The sequence below is a fragment of the Pseudomonas sp. F-14 TE3623 genome, from assembly GCF_053629015.1.
On sequence record NZ_JBRJHM010000001.1, the window covers coordinates 2,518,574 to 2,537,353 of the forward strand.

The window sequence follows — 18,780 nt, forward strand, 5'->3', positions numbered from 1 at the left end:
ATGAGGTACAGCATGAACCCGATGTTAGCCCTTCGGCAGTATCAGAAGATTGGCGCGCAAGCCCAGACTTCCGAGGCCAGTCCTCATCGTCTGGTGCAAATGCTTATGGAAGGTGGTCTGGATCGCATCGCTCAGGCCAAAGGTGCCATGGAGCGCAAGGATGTCGCCAACAAAGGCGTTCTGATCGGCAAGGCCATCGGCATCATCGGAGGTCTGCGTGAAGGTCTGGATCTGGAAAACCAGGCTGACTCGGTGACTGAGCTGGATAACCTCTACACCTACATGATGAAGCGTCTGGCTGAAGCCAATCTCAAGACCGATCCAAAAATTCTCGACGAAGTCGCCGACCTGCTTCGCACGGTCAAAGACGGTTGGGATGCCATTGCCGCGCCGGGTCCGCAGTTTTAAGGAGATCACCATGAGTCTTGTCTTGCAGCGTATCGAACAAACCCGCGATGCCCTCGTCGGGGCATTGGCCGAGCGCAATTGGGAAGCCATTGGTGAATTGGACCTGGCTTGCCGTTCCTGCATGGAAGACGTCTTGAGTGAAGCTTCGGTGGACGAGGCCGCGTTGCGCGACAACCTTGAGGAGTTGCTGGGAGTGTATAAACAGCTTCTGGAGGCGGCGACGGGGGAGCGCCAAGCGATAGTCGATGAGATGTCGCAGATCCACCAAGCGCAGAACGCGGCAAAGGTTTACCATCTGTTTGGGTAGTTAACCCTCAGTTAATCCAAACATAGTGCGCCATAAATTTGACTGTGCACGGTTTTTTGACTTAACTAGTGGCTGGTTCCAGATTTCAGGCGTCTACAGGCATAACGTGTCTGCAAGCGTCTAGCTTGCCCCTCATTTTGGGCATTGAGTTGACTAGGGAAGTTGCTATTGCATGTGGCGTGAAACCAAAATTCTGCTGATTGATGACGATAGCGTCCGCCGCCGCGACTTGGCGGTGATTTTAAATTTTCTTGGCGAAGAAAATTTACCCTGTGGCAGCCATGACTGGCAGCAGGCGGTCGGCTCTTTGTCATCAAGTCGTGAAGTAATCTGTGTCCTCATCGGGACGGTAAATGCTCCTGGTGCACTTTTGGGCCTGTTAAAGACACTCTCAACCTGGGATGAGTTCCTTCCAGTTTTGTTAATGGGTGATAATTCTTCCATTGACTTACCAGAAGACCAGCGTCGCCGAGTGCTTTCGACTCTCGAAATGCCGCCCAGCTACAGCAAATTGCTCGATTCGTTGCACCGTGCCCAGGTCTATCGCGAGATGTATGACCAGGCCCGTGAGCGCGGTCGTCACCGTGAACCCAATCTTTTCCGCAGCCTTGTCGGCACCAGTCGGGCGATTCAGCACGTCCGTCAGATGATGCAGCAAGTCGCCGACACCGACGCCAGCGTGCTGATCCTCGGCGAGTCCGGGACCGGCAAGGAAGTGGTCGCGCGTAACCTGCACTACCACTCCAAGCGTCGTGACGCGCCGTTCGTTCCGGTCAACTGCGGGGCGATCCCGGCCGAGTTGCTGGAAAGCGAATTGTTCGGTCACGAGAAGGGCGCCTTCACCGGAGCGATCACCAGTCGTGCCGGGCGTTTCGAGCTGGCCAACGGCGGTACCTTGTTCCTCGACGAAATCGGCGACATGCCGCTGCCGATGCAGGTCAAGCTGCTGCGTGTCTTGCAGGAGCGCACCTTTGAGCGTGTGGGTAGCAACAAGACCCAAAGCGTCGATGTGCGGATCATTGCGGCGACCCACAAGAATCTCGAAAGCATGATCGAGATCGGCACTTTCCGCGAAGACCTCTACTATCGCTTGAACGTGTTCCCGATCGAGATGGCGCCATTGCGCGAACGCGTCGAAGACATCCCGTTGCTAATGAACGAGTTGATCTCTCGCATGGAGCACGAGAAGCGCGGTTCGATCCGTTTCAACTCGGCAGCGATCATGTCGCTGTGCCGTCACGGCTGGCCGGGCAACGTTCGCGAGCTCGCCAACCTGGTGGAGCGTATGGCGATCATGCATCCGTACGGGGTGATCGGTGTGGTCGAGTTGCCGAAGAAATTCCGCTACGTCGATGACGAAGACGAGCAACTGGTCGACAGCCTGCGCAGCGATCTTGAAGAGCGAGTGGCCATCAACGGTCATACCCCCGACTTCACCGCCAATGCCCTGCTGCCGCCGGAAGGCCTGGACCTGAAGGACTACCTCGGCGGTCTGGAACAAGGGCTGATTCAGCAGGCGCTGGATGATGCCAATGGCATCGTGGCGCGGGCGGCAGAACGGCTGCGGATTCGTCGCACCACGCTGGTAGAGAAGATGCGCAAGTACGGCATGAGCCGTCGTGACGGAGATGAACAGGCGGATGATTGACGCCTGTTTTTCAACTCCTTCATTTATAAGCGGTTTTTTTTAGGCACGGGTATTGCTACATCCCTCGCAACGTTCCGTTTAACTGACGGTCAACCACGCGAGAGAGCACGATGCCCCCAGCCGCCCAGATGTCTCCTGTCCCAGATGCTTCGGGGCAACCGTCGTCCGTAGAGCAGGCAAGCCGGCTTGGCCTTGAGCAGGCGTTTGCGCTGTTCAACCAGATGTCGAGCCAATTGACCGATTCCTACAGCATGCTCGAAGCCCGGGTCACCGAGCTCAAGGGCGAGCTGGCGGTGGTCAGTGCTCAACGCATGCAGGAGCTGGCGGAAAAGGAACGCCTGGCCAACCGTCTGCAAAATCTCCTCGATCTGTTGCCCGGCGGCGTCATCGTCATCGACGCCCAAGGCATCGTGCGCGAAGCCAATCCCGCTGCAAGTGAACTGCTCGGCCTGCCGCTCGAAGGCGAGCTGTGGCGTCATGTGATCGCTCGATGCTTTGCGCCGCGCGAGGATGACGGTCACGAAATCTCTCTCAAGGACGGTCGGCGTTTGTCGATCGCCACGCGCTCGCTGGATGCCGAGCCCGGCCAGTTGGTGCTGCTCAACGACCTGACTGAAACCCGTCATCTGCAAGATCAACTGGCTCGTCATGAGCGCCTGTCGTCTCTCGGTCGCATGGTCGCATCGTTGGCTCATCAGATTCGCACACCATTGTCCGCTGCGTTGCTCTATGCCAGTCATTTGACTGAGCAGGAGTTGCCGGTCGAGACCCAGCAACGTTTTGCCGGGCGCCTGAAAGAGCGCCTGCATGAGCTGGAACACCAGGTTCGCGACATGCTGGTATTCGCTCGCGGCGAGCTGCCGCTGACTGACCGCGTCACCCCCAAGATGCTGATGCAGTCGCTTCAAGCGGCAGCGCTGACCCATGTTCAGGACCTGCCGATTCGCTGGCAGTGCGACAGTCATGCCGGTGAGTTGCTGTGCAATCGCGACACCTTGGTCGGGGCGATCCTCAATCTGATCGAGAACGCCATTCAGGCAAGTGCCGGCGATGTCCGTTTGAAAGTTCACCTGTATACCCGCGGCAACAACCTGCGGCTGTGCGTCAGTGACAGCGGCAGTGGCATCGACACGAAGGTGCTGGCGCGACTGGGCGAGCCATTTTTTACCACCAAAACCACCGGCACCGGCCTGGGCCTGACCGTGGTCAAGGCAGTGGCCCGCGCCCATCAGGGAGAATTGCAGCTGCGCTCGCGCCTGGGTCGCGGCACTTGCGCACAAGTGATCTTGCCGCTTTTTTCTGCGGAACAATCCAGTGCTCAGGGAGCGACGTGAAGGACATGGCCATCAAGGTTTTACTGGTCGAGGATGACCGCGCGCTACGGGAAGCATTGGCCGATACGCTGTTGCTTGCCGGGCACGATTACACGGCGGTCGGTTCGGCGGAAGAGGCGCTAGAGGCTGTCGGCGCCGAGGCGTTTAACCTGGTGCTCAGCGACGTCAACATGCCGGGCATGGACGGTCATCAACTGCTGGGATTGCTACGGGCTCGTCAGCCGCAACTGCCGGTGCTGCTGATGACTGCTCACGGTGCGGTCGAGCGCGCAGTCGACGCCATGCGTCAGGGCGCAGCCGATTACCTGGTCAAGCCGTTCGAACCCAAAGCCTTGCTCGATCTGGTGGCGCGTCACGCCTTGGGCAATCTCGGCGCAACCGAGAGCGAGGGACCTGTAGCGTTCGAGCCGGCCAGTGCGCAATTGCTGGAATTGGCCGCACGGGTGGCGCGCAGTGACTCCACGGTGTTGATCTCTGGTGAGTCCGGAACCGGCAAGGAAGTGCTGGCGCGTTACATCCATCAGCACTCTCACCGCGTCAGTCAGCCGTTCATTGCGATCAACTGTGCAGCGATCCCGGACAACATGCTCGAAGCCACCTTGTTCGGTCACGAAAAGGGTTCCTTCACTGGCGCCATCGCGGCGCAGGCCGGCAAGTTCGAGCAGGCCGATGGCGGAACGATCCTGCTCGATGAAATCTCTGAAATGCCCCTCGGCCTGCAGGCCAAGTTGCTGCGGGTATTGCAGGAGCGTGAAGTCGAGCGAGTCGGCGCACGCAAGCCGATCACGCTGGACATCCGAGTGGTCGCCACCACCAACCGTGACCTGGCCGCTGAAGTGGCGGCGGGGCGTTTTCGTGAAGACCTTTACTATCGCCTGTCGGTGTTTCCGCTGGCCTGGCGTCCGTTGCGCGAGCGCACCGCCGACATCCTGCCGCTGGCCGAGCGACTGCTGGCCAAACACGTCAATAAAATGAAGCATGCTGCGGCGAAGCTCTCGCCTGAGGCGCAGGCGTGCCTGATCGGTTATCCATGGCCGGGCAACGTGCGTGAGCTGGATAACGCGATCCAGCGTGCTTTGATTCTGCAGCAGGGCGGCTTGATCCAGCCGCAGGATTTCTGCCTGGTCGGACCTGTGGCGTGCGCGCCGTTGCCGGCATTGGCGCCGACACCCGTGCGCGCAGTAGAAGTCGAAGCCGAATCGGCGGGCGCCCTCGGCGATGACCTGCGGCGCCGTGAGTTCCAGATGATCATCGACACCTTGCGCTCTGAGCGCGGCCGCCGCAAAGAAGCCGCGGAGCGACTGGGCATCAGCCCGCGCACCTTGCGTTACAAGCTGGCGCAGATGCGCGACGCCGGGATGGACGTGGAAGGCTACTTGTTCGCCACCTGAAAGTTGACGCAAGCAACACCGCTCCCACATTTGTTTTGCGGTGATTCATGGTTAAAGCAAAGCCCGGAAGGCTTTTGTTTAGAGCGGCCACCGAGCTGGCACCCTTGTTGCTAACACCTCACTACCCGCCGAGTGAGTGTCAAAAAATTGCGGGTAGCCAAAGACGTAGCTTCGTCAAAGAGAGAAACCATGAGCCAAGGTATTGAATTCAATCGATTGATGCTGGACATGCGCTCCATGCAAATGGATGCCATGTCTGCGCCGAAATCGACTGCCGCAGTCCCTGAATTGGGTGGCAGCAGCTTTTCCGACATGCTCGGTCAGGCCGTCAATAAAGTGAACGACACCCAGCAGGCGTCCAGTCAGTTGGCCAGTGCCTTCGAGATCGGCAAAAGCGGCGTCGACCTGACGGACGTAATGATTTCCTCACAGAAGGCCAGCGTGTCTTTTCAGGCACTGACCCAAGTGCGTAACAAGCTGGTTCAGGCTTACCAAGACATCATGCAGATGCCGGTTTAAGGACGAGATTGAGTCATGGCAGAAGCAATCGCCGATAATGTTCCGGCCAAGGCCACCCCAATAGACGGCAAACCGCCGCTGTTCGGGTTGTCCTTCCTGGAAAACCTCTCCGAGATGACCATGTTGCGTCAGGTGGGCCTGTTGGTCGGCCTGGCTGCGAGCGTGGCGATTGGTTTTGCCGTGGTGTTGTGGTCCCAGCAGCCAGACTACCGGCCTCTGTACGGCAGCCTTGCCGGCATGGATGCCAAGCAGGTCATGGAAACCCTGGCCGCCGCCGATATTCCCTATACCGTTGAACCGAACTCCGGTGCCTTGCTGGTCAAGGCCGATGACCTGTCCCGTGCGCGGCTCAAGCTCGCGGCCGCTGGTGTCACTCCCAGCGACGGCAACATCGGTTTCGAGATCCTCGACAAGGAGCAGGGGCTGGGTACCAGCCAGTTCATGGAAGCGACCCGTTATCGTCGCGGCCTCGAAGGCGAACTGGCCCGGACCATTTCCAGCCTGAACAACGTCAAGGGTGCCCGCGTGCACCTGGCGATTCCGAAAAGCTCGGTGTTCGTGCGTGATGAACGCAAGCCCAGCGCTTCGGTTCTGGTTGAACTCTATTCCGGTCGCTCATTGGAGCCAGGCCAGGTCATCGCCATCATCAATCTGGTGGCGACCAGCGTTCCTGAACTGAGCAAGTCGCAGATCACCGTGGTCGACCAGAAGGGCAACCTGCTGTCGGATCAGGCGGAAAACTCCGAACTGACCATGGCCGGCAAGCAATTCGATTACAGCCGCCGCATGGAAAGCATGCTGACCCAGCGTGTGCACAACATCCTGCAACCGGTGTTGGGCAATGACCGCTATAAAGCCGAAGTCTCGGCCGATGTGGATTTCAGTGCCGTCGAGTCGACTTCCGAGCAGTTCAATCCGGATCAGCCAGCGTTGCGCAGCGAGCAATCGGTCAACGAACAACGTACCGCCAGCAATGGCCCGCAAGGTGTGCCGGGTGCCCTGAGCAACCAGCCGCCGTCGCCAGCCTCGGCGCCGCAAACCACCGGTGGCGCCACCGCGTCGGCCGGCATGGTGCAGCCAGGCCAGCCATTGCTCGATGCTAACGGTCAGCAAATCATGGACCCGGCCACCGGCCAGCCGATGCTGGCGCCGTACCCGGCCGACAAGCGTCAACAATCCACCAAGAACTTCGAACTCGACCGTTCCATCAGCCATACCAAACAACAACAGGGTCGTTTGAATCGCCTGTCGGTGTCGGTGGTGGTGGATGATCAGGTCAAGGTCAATGCGGCCAACGGCGAAACGACTCGTGCGCCGTGGAGCGCCGATGAACTGGCGCGCTTCACCCGTCTGGTACAGGATGCGGTCGGTTTCGACGCCAGCCGTGGCGACAGCGTCAGCGTGATCAACATGCCGTTCTCCGCCGAGCGCGGTGAAGTGATCGCCGAAATTCCGTTCTATTCCCAGCCGTGGTTCTGGGACATCGTCAAGCAAGTGCTGGGTGTGTTGTTCATCCTGGTGCTGGTGTTCGGCGTGCTGCGTCCGGTGCTCAACAACATCACTGGTGGCGGCAAAGACAAGCAACTCGCAGGCCTGGGCAGTGACGTCGAGCTCGGTGGCATGGGCGGCCTGGACGGCGAACTGGCCAACGACCGCGTCAGCCTCGGTGGCCCGACCAGCATCCTGCTGCCGAGCCCGAGCGAAGGCTATGACGCACAGTTGAACGCAATCAAGAGTCTGGTGGCAGAAGATCCGGGTCGCGTGGCCCAGGTCGTGAAAGAGTGGATTAACGCAGATGAGTGATAACCGAGCCGTTGCCGCCAAACTGACCAAGGTCGACAAAGCCGCGATTCTGCTGCTGTCCCTGGGTTCTACCGACGCCGCGCAAGTGCTGCGCCACATGGGGCCCAAAGAGGTCCAGCGTGTGGGTGTGGCGATGGCCCAGATGGGCAACGTGCACCGCGAGCAGGTCGAACAGGTCATGAGCGAGTTCGTCGACATCGTCGGCGACCAGACCAGCCTGGGCGTCGGCTCCGATGACTACGTGCGAAAAATGCTCACCCAGGCCCTGGGCGAAGACAAGGCCAACGGCCTGATCGACCGGATCCTGCTGGGCGGCAACACCAGTGGCCTCGACAGCCTGAAGTGGATGGAACCGCGCGCCGTCGCCGACGTGATCCGTTACGAGCACCCGCAGATCCAGGCAATCGTGGTGGCGTACCTCGACCCGGATCAGGCCGGTGAAGTACTGGGTAACTTCGACCACAAGGTCCGGTTAGACATTATCCTGCGAGTGTCTTCGCTGAACACTGTGCAGCCCGCGGCCCTGAAAGAACTCAACCAGATTCTCGAGAAGCAGTTCTCCGGCAACTCGAATGCCTCGCGCACCACCCTGGGTGGCATCAAGCGTGCGGCCGACATCATGAACTTCCTCGACAGCTCGATCGAAGGTCAGTTGATGGATTCGATCCGCGAAGTCGACGAAGACCTGTCCGGTCAGATCGAAGACCTCATGTTCGTGTTCAACAACTTGTCCGATGTCGACGACCGCGGCATTCAGGCGCTGTTGCGCGAAGTGTCCTCGGACGTCCTGGTGCTGGCCCTCAAGGGTTCGGACGAAGGCGTCAAGGAGAAGATTTTCAAGAACATGTCCAAACGGGCGGCCGAACTGTTGCGCGACGACCTCGAGGCCAAAGGCCCGGTGCGCGTCAGCGATGTGGAAACCGCGCAGAAAGAAATCCTCACCATTGCCCGCCGTATGGCCGAAGCCGGAGAAATCGTTCTCGGCGGGAAGGGCGGCGAAGAGATGATTTAAGGTCACTATGTCGTCCAAACATGATGAGTCCAATACCGACCTGATCCGTGCCAAGGACGTCGGTGGTTTCGATATCTGGTCACTGCCCAGCTTCGATCCGTTTGTGCCGGAACCCGAGCCGGAGCCAGAGCCCGAACCGCCGGAAATGGAAGAAGTGCCGCTGGAAGAAGTCCAGCCACTGACCCTCGAAGAGCTCGAAAGCATTCGCCAGGAGGCCTACAACGAAGGCTTCGCTGTTGGCGAGAAAGAAGGTTTTCACAGCACCACGCTCAAAGTCCGTCAGGAAGCCGAAGTGGCCCTGACGGCCAAGATCGCTGGCCTGGAACAACTGATGGTCAATCTGTTCGAGCCGATTGCCGAGCAGGACACCCAGATCGAAAAGTCGCTGGTCGACCTTGTGCGGCACATCACCAAACAAGTGATTCAGCGCGAACTGGCCATCGACTCGACGCAGATCGAACACGTCATGCGCGAAGCGCTCAAACTCTTGCCGCTGGGTGTGGGCAACGTGCGGCTGTACGTCAATCCGCAGGATTTCGAACAGGTCAAAGCCCTGCGCGAGCGTCATGAAGAAACCTGGCGCATCGTTGAGGACGAGTCCTTGTTGCCGGGCGGTTGTCGGGTCGAGACCGAGCACAGTCGGATCGACGCCACCATTGAAACCCGTATCACCCAAGTCATGGCCAAGCTGTTTGATCAGTTGCACGATCAGGCGCTGCACCCGGCCGCGCCGGACCTGAGCCTGGAGCTGCCGAACGACGAAAAGCCTGCGGTTGTCCCGGTCGAGCCGGAACTGGACGACCCCGATGCGCCTTGATCGCACCAGCTTCGCCAAGCGCCTCGGTAGCTACGCCGAGGCCACTGTGCTTGCCGGCGCGCCAATCCTCGAAGGTCGCCTGTTGCGCATGGTCGGCCTGACCCTTGAAGCCGAAGGCTTGCGCGCCGCCATGGGCAGCCGCTGCATGGTCATCAACGACGACAGCTATCACCCGGTGCAGGTCGAAGCTGAAGTCATGGGCTTCTCTGGCAGCAAAGTTTTTCTGATGCCGGTCGGCAGCGTCGCCGGCATCGCCCCTGGTGCCCGTGTGGTGCCCTTGGCCGATACCGGTCGCTTGCCGATGGGCATGAGCATGCTCGGGCGGGTGCTCGATGGCGCCGGTCGCGCGCTGGATGGCAAGGGCGGGATGAAGGCTGAAGATTGGGTGCCGATGGACGGCCCGACCATCAACCCGCTCAAGCGTGACCCGATCAGCCAGCCGCTGGACGTGGGCATTCGCTGCATCAACGGTTTGTTGACGGTCGGTCGTGGTCAGCGGCTCGGGCTGTTCGCCGGTACCGGCGTGGGCAAGAGTGTGCTGTTGGGCATGATGACCCGCTTCACCGAGGCCGACATTATCGTCGTCGGGCTGATCGGTGAGCGCGGTCGAGAAGTTAAGGAATTCATCGAGCACATCCTTGGTGAAGAAGGGCTCAAGCGTTCGGTGGTGGTGGCGTCGCCGGCGGACGATGCGCCACTGATGCGTCTGCGCGCGGCCATGTACTGCACGCGAATCGCCGAATATTTCCGCGACAAGGGCAAGAACGTCCTGTTGCTCATGGATTCCCTGACCCGTTTCGCCCAGGCCCAGCGGGAAATCGCCTTGGCCATTGGCGAGCCGCCAGCGACCAAGGGCTATCCGCCGTCGGTGTTCGCCAAGCTGCCGAAACTGGTGGAGCGGGCCGGTAATGCCGAAAAGGGCGGTGGTTCGATCACTGCGTTTTACACCGTATTGTCCGAAGGCGACGATCAGCAAGACCCGATCGCCGACTCGGCGCGGGGCGTGCTCGACGGGCACATCGTGCTGTCCCGGCGTCTGGCCGAGGAAGGGCATTACCCGGCCATCGATATCGAAGCGTCCATCAGTCGGGTCATGCCGTCGGTGGTCGGCATCAAGCACATGAACCACGCGCAGATGTTCAAGCAATACTGGTCGCGCTATCAGCAGAGCCGCGACCTGATCAGCGTCGGCGCCTATGTGCCCGGCGGTGACCGGGAAACTGACGCCGCGATCAATCTGCAACCAGCCATGACCATGTACCTGCGCCAGGGCTTGAACGACAACATCGGCATGGGCGCCAGCGAAAACCATCTCGCCTCGATCTTCGCCCCGGCAGCGGGCGGCTAACCAGCCATGGCCCAGAGCCGCGCGGCACGCCTTGCACCTGTGGTGGAAATGGCCGAAAAGGCCGAAAAAACCGCAGTCATGCGCCTCGGGCACTTCCAGGGCCAGGTTCGTCTGGCGGAAAGCAAACTCGCCGACCTGGAAAACTTCCGCCTCGAATACCAGGAACAATGGATCGTGCGCGGCAGTAGCGGCGTGTCGGGCCAATGGTTGCTGGGTTATCAGGGCTTTCTCGCACAACTGGGCACGGCCATCGACCAGCAGCGTCAGAGCCTGAACTGGCACCAAAACAATCTGGACAAGTCCCGGGAAGCCTGGCAGCAGGCGTTTGCCCGGGTCGAAGGCTTGCGCAAACTGGTTCAGCGCTACAGGGATGAGGCGCGGCAACTGGAAGACAAGCGCGAGCAGAAGTTGCTGGATGAACTGTCCCAGCGGTTGCCGCGTCATGATCCGTATTGAGTGCCGGTTTTAAAAGATCGCAGCCTTCGGCAGCTCCTACAGGATCGGGTTTGCATTCGGTCAATGTAGGAGCTGCCGAAGGCTGCGATCTTTTGACCTTGCTCCAGCCCCTATCAAGTGCTAAACCTTGTACACGTACGTTCGCCAATGACAAGGAAGCCGTGAAATGTCAGTCGTTACAGAAGTATCTCAGGATGGGAAGAAGCTGACGATTTCGATCGAGGGACGATTCGATTTCGGTCGGCATCAGGAGTTTCGCGAGTCCTACGAGCGACTCAACAGTAAACCCGAGTCCATTGTGGTGGACCTGAAGAAAGCCACTTATCTCGATAGCTCGGCACTGGGCATGCTGCTCTTGCTGCGTGATCACGCCGGTGGCGACAGTTCCGATATTCGCGTCGTCAACAGCAGTTCCGATGTGAAGAAAATCCTCGCCATTTCCAACTTCGACAAGTTGTTCGACATCAGTTGATCATGCAGCAGCTCGAACCGCTGACGATACTGATCGCTGAAGACAGTGCGGCTGATCGCCTGCTGCTGTCGACTATCGTCCGGCGCCAGGGCCATGAAGTGCTGACGGCAGCCAATGGCGCCGAGGCGGTCGAAGCGTTCCGCTCGCAACGACCGCACCTGGTGCTGATGGACGCCATGATGCCGGTGATGGACGGTTTCGAGGCTGCGCAGCAGATCAAGGCGCTGGCCGGCGAAACCCTGGTGCCGATCATCTTTTTGACGTCGCTGACCGAAAGCGAGGCGCTGGCCCGTTGTCTGGAGGCCGGGGGCGACGATTTTCTGGCAAAGCCTTACAACCAGGTGATCCTCGCCGCCAAAATCAAGGCCATGGATCGCTTGCGACGTTTGCAAGCTACGGTGCTGGAGCAGCGCGACCTGATCGCCAGGCACCACGATTACTTGCTGAACGAACAACGGGTAGCCAAAGCGGTGTTTGACAAGGTCGCCCATTCCGGTTGTCTGAACGCACCGAATATTCGTTACCTGCAATCGCCCTATGCGCTGTTCAATGGCGATCTGTTGTTGGCCGCGTTCACCCCTGCTGGCGACATGAATGTGTTGCTCGGCGATTTCACCGGTCATGGTTTGCCGGCCGCCGTCGGCGCGATGCCCTTGGCTGAAGTCTTCTATGGCATGACGGCCAAGGGCTACGGTTTGTCCGAAACCCTGCGCGAGATGAACGCCAAGCTCAAACGTATTCTGCCGGTGGACATGTTCTGCTGTGCGACTTTGCTGTGCCTGAGTTTTCAGCGAGGATCGGTGGAGGTCTGGAACGGCGGGATGCCGGACGGTTACTTGCACAGCACCGCCAGCGGCGAACGTATCGCTCTGACGGCAAGGCACTTGCCGCTGGGCGTGCTGAGTCCGCAAACCTTCGATGATCGCACTGAGGTGTTCCCGATGGCCGTCGGGGATCGGGTGTTTCTGCTATCTGACGGGGTGATCGATACCTGCGATGCCAATGAACAATTGTTTGGCGTAGAACGATTGGAGCAGGTGTTTGCGGCCAATCGTCAGCCTGATGCGCTGTTCGAAGAGATCGAACAGGCCCTGCGGGACTTTCGCGGGGAGGCCCGCGATGACGTGAGCATGGTTGAGGTCAGTCTGCTGGAGGCTGCGCAACTGAGTCCGCCAGCGCCGGTGTACTCCGACAGCGGCCAATCCAGTCCGCTGGACTGGTCGGTGAGTTTCGAGTTCCGCGCCGCCACGCTCAAACGCTTCAACCCGCTGCCGTACTTGTTGCAATTGCTGCTTGAGGTGCATGGCCTGCGGGCTCAGAGTGGCGCACTCTACAGTGTGCTGGCAGAGCTTTATTCCAATGCCCTGGAGCATGGCGTGCTGGGCCTGGATTCGAGTCTGAAGCGCGATGCTTCGGGTTTTGCGCGTTATTATCAGCAGCGCAATGCGCGCCTGGACGAATTGCGCGACGGTTATGTGCGGGTGCATTTGCAGGTGATGCCAAAAGGTGAGGGCGGTTGTTTGTCGATTCGGGTCGAAGACAGTGGCAAGGGCTTCGATGTGGCCCGGGTGATGGAGCGTCCCGTCGATGGTGTCCGTCTGTCGGGACGTGGCGTCAGTTTGATCCGTCAATTGAGCCATCATGCACGCTGGACCGATAATGGTCGAAGTGCTCACGTGGAGTTCTTCTGGGAGGCTCTGGCATAATCCCAGGCATTCTTGATCAAGGAGTGAACAAGTGGCTGATACACATCTGGACCGTGACGTGCTGAGCGCGTTGCAGGAAGTTATGGAAGACGGGTATCCAGAATTGCTCGATACCTTTCTCGCCGATTCCGAAGAGCGCCTGACTCTGCTACGTCAGGCTGACGATGCCGATAAACTGGGCGCCGCTGCGCACAGTTTCAAAGGCAGCAGCAGCAATATGGGCGCTACCCGGCTGGCCGAGCTGTGCCATGAGCTGGAGCAGCGAGCCAAGCAGAAAAGCCTCGAAGGCATTGAGGCGCTGGTCGGAGAAATTGACGGCGAATTTGCCATTGTCCGGCCACTCTACGAAGCGGAACGTCAGCGTTCCCTTGCTGAATAAAACTACCGTCCGACGCTTTTAGCGGTCAGCGAACAAAGCTGGCTCGACCCTTGCTAATAACTTACTCAACTGTACCTACGATCCCAGTGCAGCGGAGACCGTTTTATGCCCGTTACCCCAAACATTCTTCTTCAGGCCGCCACGACGGCCAAGGCTCAAGCCGCGTCCGCCAATGCTCCGGCGCTGACAGCTGAGCCCGGGGACAAGGCCTCCAGCTTCGCTCAGGTCTATGCCAATCAGGCCCAGAATAAACCCTCCGCCCTGGCGGATGGCTCGGCTAAACCCGCACGCGACAAAGTCTCGGACAGCGTCGGCAAAAAAAGACGTGATCAACGACAAGTCTGCCGCCCCGGAACCGACTGTTGCCGATAGCGGCAAATCCTTGCCCGCCGATAAACCGGCGCAGGCTGACGACAAGACGGCCAGCAATGACACGTCGGATCCGTCCGAGGCGTCGACGCCGGTGGCCAATACCGCGCCTGTCGATCCGGCCCTCGATCCTGCGTTGATGCAGCCGGTGGTGCCAGCCGCTGTGCCGGAAACCCCAGCCGTTGTGGCCACTGTGCAACCCGTTGAGGCACCTGTCGCCGCCGTCGTTACCGCGGCAGCGGCACAGACTGTTGCGACCATCGATCCAGATTTCGACCCCGAAGCCGATCCTCTCGATGCGCTGCCAGCCGTGCGCATGGCCATGGAGCAGGGCGGGCACGTTTCGGCCGCCAGCCAGGCCCAGCCAAAAGCGGCACCAGCCTCGGCTCAAGTCGACGGCGAGCCGACTTCGGCACAAAACTTTGCCGCGGGCATGGCGAGCATGCTGGATGTGCAAGCCGATCAGGACAGCACCAGTCAGGGTGGCGAAAAGGCTTTCAGTGGCCTGATCGATGACGGCCTCAAGGACCTCAAGTCCGCCAGCAGCGATACTCGTGTCGATGATTTCGCCAACCGTCTGGCGGCACTGACTCAGGCGGCAACGCCGAAGACTGCCAATGCATTGCCGGTGAATCAGCCAATCGCCATGCATCAGAGCGGTTGGACCGAAGAAGTGGTCAACCGGGTCATGTACCTGTCCAGTGCCAATCTCAAGGCGGCCGATATCCAGTTGCAACCGGCCGAACTGGGGCGCCTCGATATTCGGGTGAACATGGTTCCGGATCAGCAGACCCAGGTGACTTTCATGAGCGCCCACCCCAGCGTTCGCGAAGCGCTCGACGGGCAAATGCATCGCTTGCGTGACATGTTCGCGCAGCAGGGCATGGGACAGGTCGACGTCAACGTTTCCGATCAGTCTCGTGGCTGGCAGGGACAGGGTCAGGAGCAGGCTCAACAGGGGCAAGGTGGACGTACCAACGCTAGTGGCGGTCGCCTCGATTCTGTCGATGAAGAACTCCCTGCTACTGTCGCTGAAGTAGCCGCCAACACTGCCAGCGTGATTGGCACCAGCGCCGTCGACTACTACGCCTGATCAAACGCAGAAAACCTTGTGGGAGCGGGCTTGCTCGCGAATGCGATTTCACATTCAACATTTATGTTGGCTGTCACCCCGCATTCGCGAGCAAGCCCGCTCCCACATTTGATTGGTGCTCGCCGATCATTCGCCGTCTCCCTACCTCCCGACACTTCTGGCATAACACTTGCTCTTGCCTTGCCGTGCGACTGTGAAAACCCGAATAGTGACGGATTATTGGCATGGCTAAGAGCGACGCAGCACCAGTGAAAGACCCCGCAACCAAAGGCAAAATCAAGCTGATCATTGTGATCGTCGTGGCCTTGTTGCTGGCGATCGGCTTGTCCGTGGGGGCGACCTGGTTCTTCATGCACAGCGCCCAAAGCAAGCCTGCCCCCGAGGCTGAAACCGCTGTGGTCGGCAAGCAGCCGGCGATCTTTGAGCCCATGGCGCCGGCCTTCGTGGCCAACTACAACCAGAACGGCCGCCAGCGCTACATGCAGGTGAGTATCACCCTGCAGGGCCGCAATCAGGCCGATCTGGAAGCGCTCAAAGTCCATATGCCGGTGATCCGCAATAACCTGGTGATGCTGTTTTCCGGTCAGGATTTCGCCACGCTGGCGACCCCGGTCGGGCAGGAAATGTTGCGTCAGAAGGCCACGGCCAGCGTCCAGGAAGTGGCGCAGAAAGAGCTGGGCAAAGTGGTGATCGAACAGTTGCTTTTCACTAATTTCGTACTGCAGTAGGAACACGACATGGCCGTGCAGGACCTGCTGTCCCAGGATGAGATCGATGCGCTATTGCATGGCGTCGACGATGGTCTGGTACAGACCGATAACGCTGCCGAACCCGGCAGTGTCAAAAGCTACGACCTGACCAGCCAGGATCGCATCGTCCGTGGACGCATGCCGACCCTGGAGATGATCAACGAGCGTTTCGCCCGCTACACCCGCATCAGCATGTTCAACATGCTGCGCCGCTCGGCGGACGTTGCCGTCGGTGGCGTGCAGGTGATGAAGTTCGGCGAATACGTGCACTCGCTGTACGTGCCGACCAGTCTCAACCTGGTCAAGATCAAACCGCTGCGCGGTACTGCGCTGTTCATCCTCGACGCCAAACTGGTGTTCAAACTGGTGGACAACTTCTTCGGCGGCGATGGCCGTCACGCGAAGATCGAAGGGCGTGAATTCACCCCCACCGAGCTGCGTGTCGTGCGCATGGTGCTGGAACAGGCCTTCGTCGATTTGAAGGAAGCCTGGCAGGCGATCATGGAAGTGAACTTCGAGTACATCAACTCGGAAGTGAACCCGGCCATGGCCAACATCGTCGGCCCGAGCGAAGCCGTTGTGGTGTCGACGTTCCACATCGAGCTCGATGGCGGTGGCGGCGACCTGCACGTGACCATGCCGTATTCGATGATCGAGCCGGTGCGTGAAATGCTCGACGCCGGCTTCCAGTCGGACCTCGACGATCAGGACGAGCGCTGGATCAACGCCTTGCGCCAAGACGTGCTGGACGTCGACGTACCGATCGGTGCCACCGTGGCCCGCCGACAGCTGCGCCTTCGCGACATCCTGCACATGCAGCCCGGGGACATTATTCCGGTCGAGATGCCGGAAGAAATGATCATGCGCGCCAACGGCGTACCGGCCTTCAAGGTCAAGATGGGCTCGCACAAAGGCAACCTTGCGTTGCAGGTGATCGAGCCGATCGAGCGCCGCTGACCGGCGCTCCAACCCCCCCTTTTAATTGACTGCTCTTGATTGAGCAGGTGCCCGCCGAGGACAAATGATGAATGACGATATGAACGCCCAGGACGACCAGGCACTGGCTGATGAGTGGGCTGCAGCCCTGGAAGAAACCGGTGACGCCGGGCAGGACGATATCGATGCCTTGCTGGCCGCCGACGCCGCCAGTTCGCCGTCCAACCGTCTACCGATGGAAGAATTCGGCAGCGTGGCAAAGAACAACGATCCGGTGACGCTGGACGGTCCGAACCTGGATGTGATCCTCGATATTCCGGTATCGATTTCCATGGAAGTCGGCAGTACCGATATCAACATCCGCAACCTGCTGCAACTCAACCAGGGTTCGGTGATCGAGCTCGATCGTCTGGCCGGCGAGCCGCTGGACGTGCTGGTCAACGGCACGCTCATCGCCCACGGTGAAGTGGTGGTGGTCAACGAAAAGTTCGGCATTCGCCTGACCGACGTGATCAGCCCAAGCGAACGCATCAAGAAGCTGCGCTGAGTGAAAAAGGTTCTGGGTTTTGTGCTTGGGTTGGCGCTGGCCTTGCCGTTAAGCGTTTTGGCGGCCGAGCCCACGACGTCGGCTGCGACAGCGGCTGCCGCACCGGCCGTCAGTAGCGGTGTGGCCGGGCAATTGACGCAGTTGGTGTTCGGCTTGCTGCTGGTGCTGGGGTTGATCTTCTTCCTCGCCTGGCTGCTGCGCCGGGTCCAACAGGCTGGGCCGGCCGGCAAGGGGCAGGTGATCGAGCTGATCGGTTCACGGGCGCTAGGTCCCCGTGATCGTTTGATGCTGGTGCAGGTCGGCAACGAACAAATCCTGCTCGGCCTGAGCCCCGGCAGCATCACTGCGTTGCATGTGCTCAAGGAGCCGGTGCAAGTGCCGAGCGGGACTGAAAAAGCGACCCCAGAGTTTGCCCAGCGCCTGTTGGAGCTGTTGGGCAAGGACCACAAGGATAAGAAGTAATGGGTGCGCTACGCATCGTCTTGACGCTGGCCCTGATGCTGGTCGCGCCGCTGGCGTTCGCCGCCGATCCGTTGTCGATCCCGGCGATCACCTTGGGCACTAACGCCGAAGGCGCTCAGGAATACTCGGTCAGCCTGCAAATCCTGCTGATCATGACTGCGCTGAGTTTCATCCCTGCGTTCGTCATGCTGATGACCAGTTTCACCCGGATCATTATCGTGTTCTCGATCCTGCGTCAGGCCCTGGGCTTGCAGCAGACACCGTCGAACCAAATCCTCACCGGCATGGCGCTGTTCCTGACTATGTTCATCATGGCGCCGGTATTCGATCGCGTGAATCAGGATGCCTTGCAGCCGTATCTAGCGGAGAAACTCACCGCTCAGGATGCCGTGACCAAGGCGCAGGTGCCGATCAAGGATTTCATGCTGGCCCAGACTCGCAGCAGCGATCTGGAACTGTTCATGCGCTTGTCCAAGCGCACCGACATTGCTACGCCTGATCAGGCGCCGCTGACGATTCTGGTGCCGGCGTTCGTGACCTCTGAGCTGAAAACCGCGTTCCAGATCGGCTTCATGATCTTCATCCCGTTCCTGATCATCGACCTTGTGGTGGCCAGTGTACTGATGGCGATGGGTATGATGATGCTCTCGCCACTGATCATTTCCCTGCCGTTCAAAATCATGCTGTTCGTGCTGGTGGATGGCTGGGCGTTGATCATCGGTACCTTGGCGAGCAGCTTCGGCGGCGTTTCACCATGACGCCGGAAGTTGCCGTAGACATCTTTCGCGAAGCGTTGTGGCTGACCACCATGATGGTTGCCGTGCTGGTGATTCCGAGCCTGCTGGTGGGTTTGTTGGTGGCGATGTTCCAGGCAGCCACCCAGATCAACGAACAGACCCTGAGCTTCCTGCCGCGCCTGCTGGTGATGCTGGTGACGCTAATCGTCGCCGGCCCATGGCTGGTGCAGACTTTCATGGAATACATCCTGCAGTTGTACGGCAGTATTCCTCAGGTCATCGGCTAG

Annotated in this window: 20 protein-coding genes and 1 pseudogene; all 21 read left to right on the forward strand. The window is 59.7% G+C overall.

Annotated elements, in window-relative coordinates; genetic code table 11:
* Positions 1-12 precede the first annotated feature (12 nt).
* The 21 genes and pseudogenes from fliS (at position 13) to fliQ (ending at position 18,780) form a co-directional block, all read left to right on the forward strand.
* Positions 13-408 carry a flagellar export chaperone FliS gene (gene fliS / locus AB7M29_RS11430; protein WP_217858364.1) on the forward strand — a complete coding sequence of 132 codons (396 nt, stop codon included), beginning with the start codon at positions 13-15 and terminating at the stop codon, positions 406-408.
* 10 nt (positions 409-418) lie between these two features.
* Positions 419-715: a hypothetical protein gene (locus AB7M29_RS11435; RefSeq protein WP_052966715.1), complete on the forward strand. Its 297-nt coding sequence runs from the start codon at positions 419-421 to the stop codon at positions 713-715.
* A gap of 172 nt (positions 716-887) precedes the next feature.
* The gene (locus AB7M29_RS11440) at positions 888-2,363 is read left to right on the forward strand and encodes a sigma-54 dependent transcriptional regulator (protein ID WP_007894189.1); all 1,476 of its coding nucleotides are present in this window, start codon (positions 888-890) and stop codon (positions 2,361-2,363) included.
* Positions 2,364-2,491: 128 nt separating this feature from the next.
* A complete protein-coding gene (locus AB7M29_RS11445) occupies positions 2,492-3,697 on the forward strand; it encodes a sensor histidine kinase (protein ID WP_217858363.1) in 1,206 nt (401 codons plus the stop codon).
* A 5-nt stretch (positions 3,698-3,702) separates the two neighbouring features.
* The gene (locus AB7M29_RS11450; RefSeq protein ID WP_454246876.1) at positions 3,703-5,088 is read left to right on the forward strand and encodes a sigma-54-dependent transcriptional regulator; all 1,386 of its coding nucleotides are present in this window, start codon (positions 3,703-3,705) and stop codon (positions 5,086-5,088) included.
* Between the two features lie 189 nt (positions 5,089-5,277).
* A complete protein-coding gene (gene fliE / locus AB7M29_RS11455) occupies positions 5,278-5,607 on the forward strand; it encodes a flagellar hook-basal body complex protein FliE (protein ID WP_010456962.1) in 330 nt (109 codons plus the stop codon).
* Positions 5,608-5,622: 15 nt separating this feature from the next.
* Complete coding sequence (gene fliF / locus AB7M29_RS11460) at positions 5,623-7,410, forward strand: flagellar basal-body MS-ring/collar protein FliF (protein WP_052966713.1); 1,788 nt, start codon at positions 5,623-5,625, stop codon at positions 7,408-7,410.
* Positions 7,403-8,422, forward strand: a complete 1,020-nt coding sequence (gene fliG, locus AB7M29_RS11465; RefSeq protein WP_007894195.1) for a flagellar motor switch protein FliG — start codon at positions 7,403-7,405, stop codon at positions 8,420-8,422. Before fliF ends, fliG begins: the two co-directional genes overlap by 8 nt.
* 7 nt (positions 8,423-8,429) lie before the next feature.
* Positions 8,430-9,239, forward strand: a complete 810-nt coding sequence (gene fliH, locus AB7M29_RS11470; protein WP_454246877.1) for a flagellar assembly protein FliH — start codon at positions 8,430-8,432, stop codon at positions 9,237-9,239.
* Positions 9,229-10,587 (forward strand): flagellar protein export ATPase FliI, encoded by a 1,359-nt coding sequence (gene fliI / locus AB7M29_RS11475; protein ID WP_454246878.1) that lies wholly within the window; start codon positions 9,229-9,231, stop codon positions 10,585-10,587. Before fliH ends, fliI begins: the two co-directional genes overlap by 11 nt.
* Before the next feature lie 6 nt (positions 10,588-10,593).
* Positions 10,594-11,043, forward strand: a complete 450-nt coding sequence (fliJ, locus tag AB7M29_RS11480) for a flagellar export protein FliJ (RefSeq protein ID WP_217858359.1) — start codon at positions 10,594-10,596, stop codon at positions 11,041-11,043.
* A 166-nt stretch (positions 11,044-11,209) separates the two neighbouring features.
* A complete protein-coding gene (locus tag AB7M29_RS11485; protein ID WP_217858358.1) occupies positions 11,210-11,515 on the forward strand; it encodes an STAS domain-containing protein in 306 nt (101 codons plus the stop codon).
* A 2-nt stretch (positions 11,516-11,517) separates the two neighbouring features.
* Positions 11,518-13,221: an ATP-binding SpoIIE family protein phosphatase gene (locus AB7M29_RS11490; protein ID WP_454246879.1), complete on the forward strand. Its 1,704-nt coding sequence runs from the start codon at positions 11,518-11,520 to the stop codon at positions 13,219-13,221.
* A gap of 31 nt (positions 13,222-13,252) precedes the next feature.
* Entirely contained in the window at positions 13,253-13,600 is a 348-nt protein-coding gene (locus tag AB7M29_RS11495) for an Hpt domain-containing protein (RefSeq protein WP_217858356.1), read from the forward strand.
* 105 nt (positions 13,601-13,705) lie between these two features.
* A pseudogene (locus AB7M29_RS11500) lies at positions 13,706-15,062 on the forward strand (flagellar hook-length control protein FliK).
* A gap of 224 nt (positions 15,063-15,286) precedes the next feature.
* Positions 15,287-15,790, forward strand: coding sequence for a flagellar basal body-associated protein FliL (fliL, locus tag AB7M29_RS11505; RefSeq protein ID WP_052966706.1), 504 nt, complete (start codon positions 15,287-15,289; stop codon positions 15,788-15,790).
* Positions 15,791-15,799: 9 nt separating this feature from the next.
* Positions 15,800-16,768, forward strand: a complete 969-nt coding sequence (fliM, locus tag AB7M29_RS11510) for a flagellar motor switch protein FliM (RefSeq protein WP_008072629.1) — start codon at positions 15,800-15,802, stop codon at positions 16,766-16,768.
* 67 nt (positions 16,769-16,835) lie between these two features.
* On the forward strand, positions 16,836-17,294 hold the full coding sequence (fliN, locus tag AB7M29_RS11515) for a flagellar motor switch protein FliN (protein WP_437180802.1): 459 nt from the start codon (positions 16,836-16,838) through the stop codon (positions 17,292-17,294).
* Positions 17,295-17,756, forward strand: coding sequence for a flagellar biosynthetic protein FliO (fliO, locus tag AB7M29_RS11520; protein WP_217858107.1), 462 nt, complete (start codon positions 17,295-17,297; stop codon positions 17,754-17,756).
* Positions 17,756-18,514 (forward strand): flagellar type III secretion system pore protein FliP, encoded by a 759-nt coding sequence (gene fliP / locus AB7M29_RS11525; RefSeq protein WP_052966797.1) that lies wholly within the window; start codon positions 17,756-17,758, stop codon positions 18,512-18,514. Before fliO ends, fliP begins: the two co-directional genes overlap by 1 nt.
* Positions 18,511-18,780, forward strand: a complete 270-nt coding sequence (gene fliQ, locus AB7M29_RS11530) for a flagellar biosynthesis protein FliQ (protein ID WP_007948918.1) — start codon at positions 18,511-18,513, stop codon at positions 18,778-18,780. Before fliP ends, fliQ begins: the two co-directional genes overlap by 4 nt.

Bases quoted from the DNA above. Each gene is read 5' to 3' on its own strand.
- fliS (WP_217858364.1), top strand. From the start codon at position 13: ATGAACCCGATGTTAGCCCTTCGGCAGTATCAGAAGATTGGCGCGCAA.
- AB7M29_RS11435 (WP_052966715.1), top strand. From the start codon at position 419: ATGAGTCTTGTCTTGCAGCGTATCGAACAAACCCGCGATGCCCTCGTC.
- AB7M29_RS11440 (WP_007894189.1), top strand. From the start codon at position 888: ATGTGGCGTGAAACCAAAATTCTGCTGATTGATGACGATAGCGTCCGC.
- AB7M29_RS11445 (WP_217858363.1), top strand. From the start codon at position 2,492: ATGTCTCCTGTCCCAGATGCTTCGGGGCAACCGTCGTCCGTAGAGCAG.
- AB7M29_RS11450 (WP_454246876.1), top strand. From the start codon at position 3,703: ATGGCCATCAAGGTTTTACTGGTCGAGGATGACCGCGCGCTACGGGAA.
- fliE (WP_010456962.1), top strand. From the start codon at position 5,278: ATGAGCCAAGGTATTGAATTCAATCGATTGATGCTGGACATGCGCTCC.
- fliF (WP_052966713.1), top strand. From the start codon at position 5,623: ATGGCAGAAGCAATCGCCGATAATGTTCCGGCCAAGGCCACCCCAATA.
- fliG (WP_007894195.1), top strand. From the start codon at position 7,403: ATGAGTGATAACCGAGCCGTTGCCGCCAAACTGACCAAGGTCGACAAA.
- fliH (WP_454246877.1), top strand. From the start codon at position 8,430: ATGTCGTCCAAACATGATGAGTCCAATACCGACCTGATCCGTGCCAAG.
- fliI (WP_454246878.1), top strand. From the start codon at position 9,229: ATGCGCCTTGATCGCACCAGCTTCGCCAAGCGCCTCGGTAGCTACGCC.
- fliJ (WP_217858359.1), top strand. From the start codon at position 10,594: ATGGCCCAGAGCCGCGCGGCACGCCTTGCACCTGTGGTGGAAATGGCC.
- AB7M29_RS11485 (WP_217858358.1), top strand. From the start codon at position 11,210: ATGTCAGTCGTTACAGAAGTATCTCAGGATGGGAAGAAGCTGACGATT.
- AB7M29_RS11490 (WP_454246879.1), top strand. From the start codon at position 11,518: ATGCAGCAGCTCGAACCGCTGACGATACTGATCGCTGAAGACAGTGCG.
- fliL (WP_052966706.1), top strand. From the start codon at position 15,287: ATGGCTAAGAGCGACGCAGCACCAGTGAAAGACCCCGCAACCAAAGGC.
- fliM (WP_008072629.1), top strand. From the start codon at position 15,800: ATGGCCGTGCAGGACCTGCTGTCCCAGGATGAGATCGATGCGCTATTG.
- fliN (WP_437180802.1), top strand. From the start codon at position 16,836: ATGAATGACGATATGAACGCCCAGGACGACCAGGCACTGGCTGATGAG.
- fliP (WP_052966797.1), top strand. From the start codon at position 17,756: ATGGGTGCGCTACGCATCGTCTTGACGCTGGCCCTGATGCTGGTCGCG.
- fliQ (WP_007948918.1), top strand. From the start codon at position 18,511: ATGACGCCGGAAGTTGCCGTAGACATCTTTCGCGAAGCGTTGTGGCTG.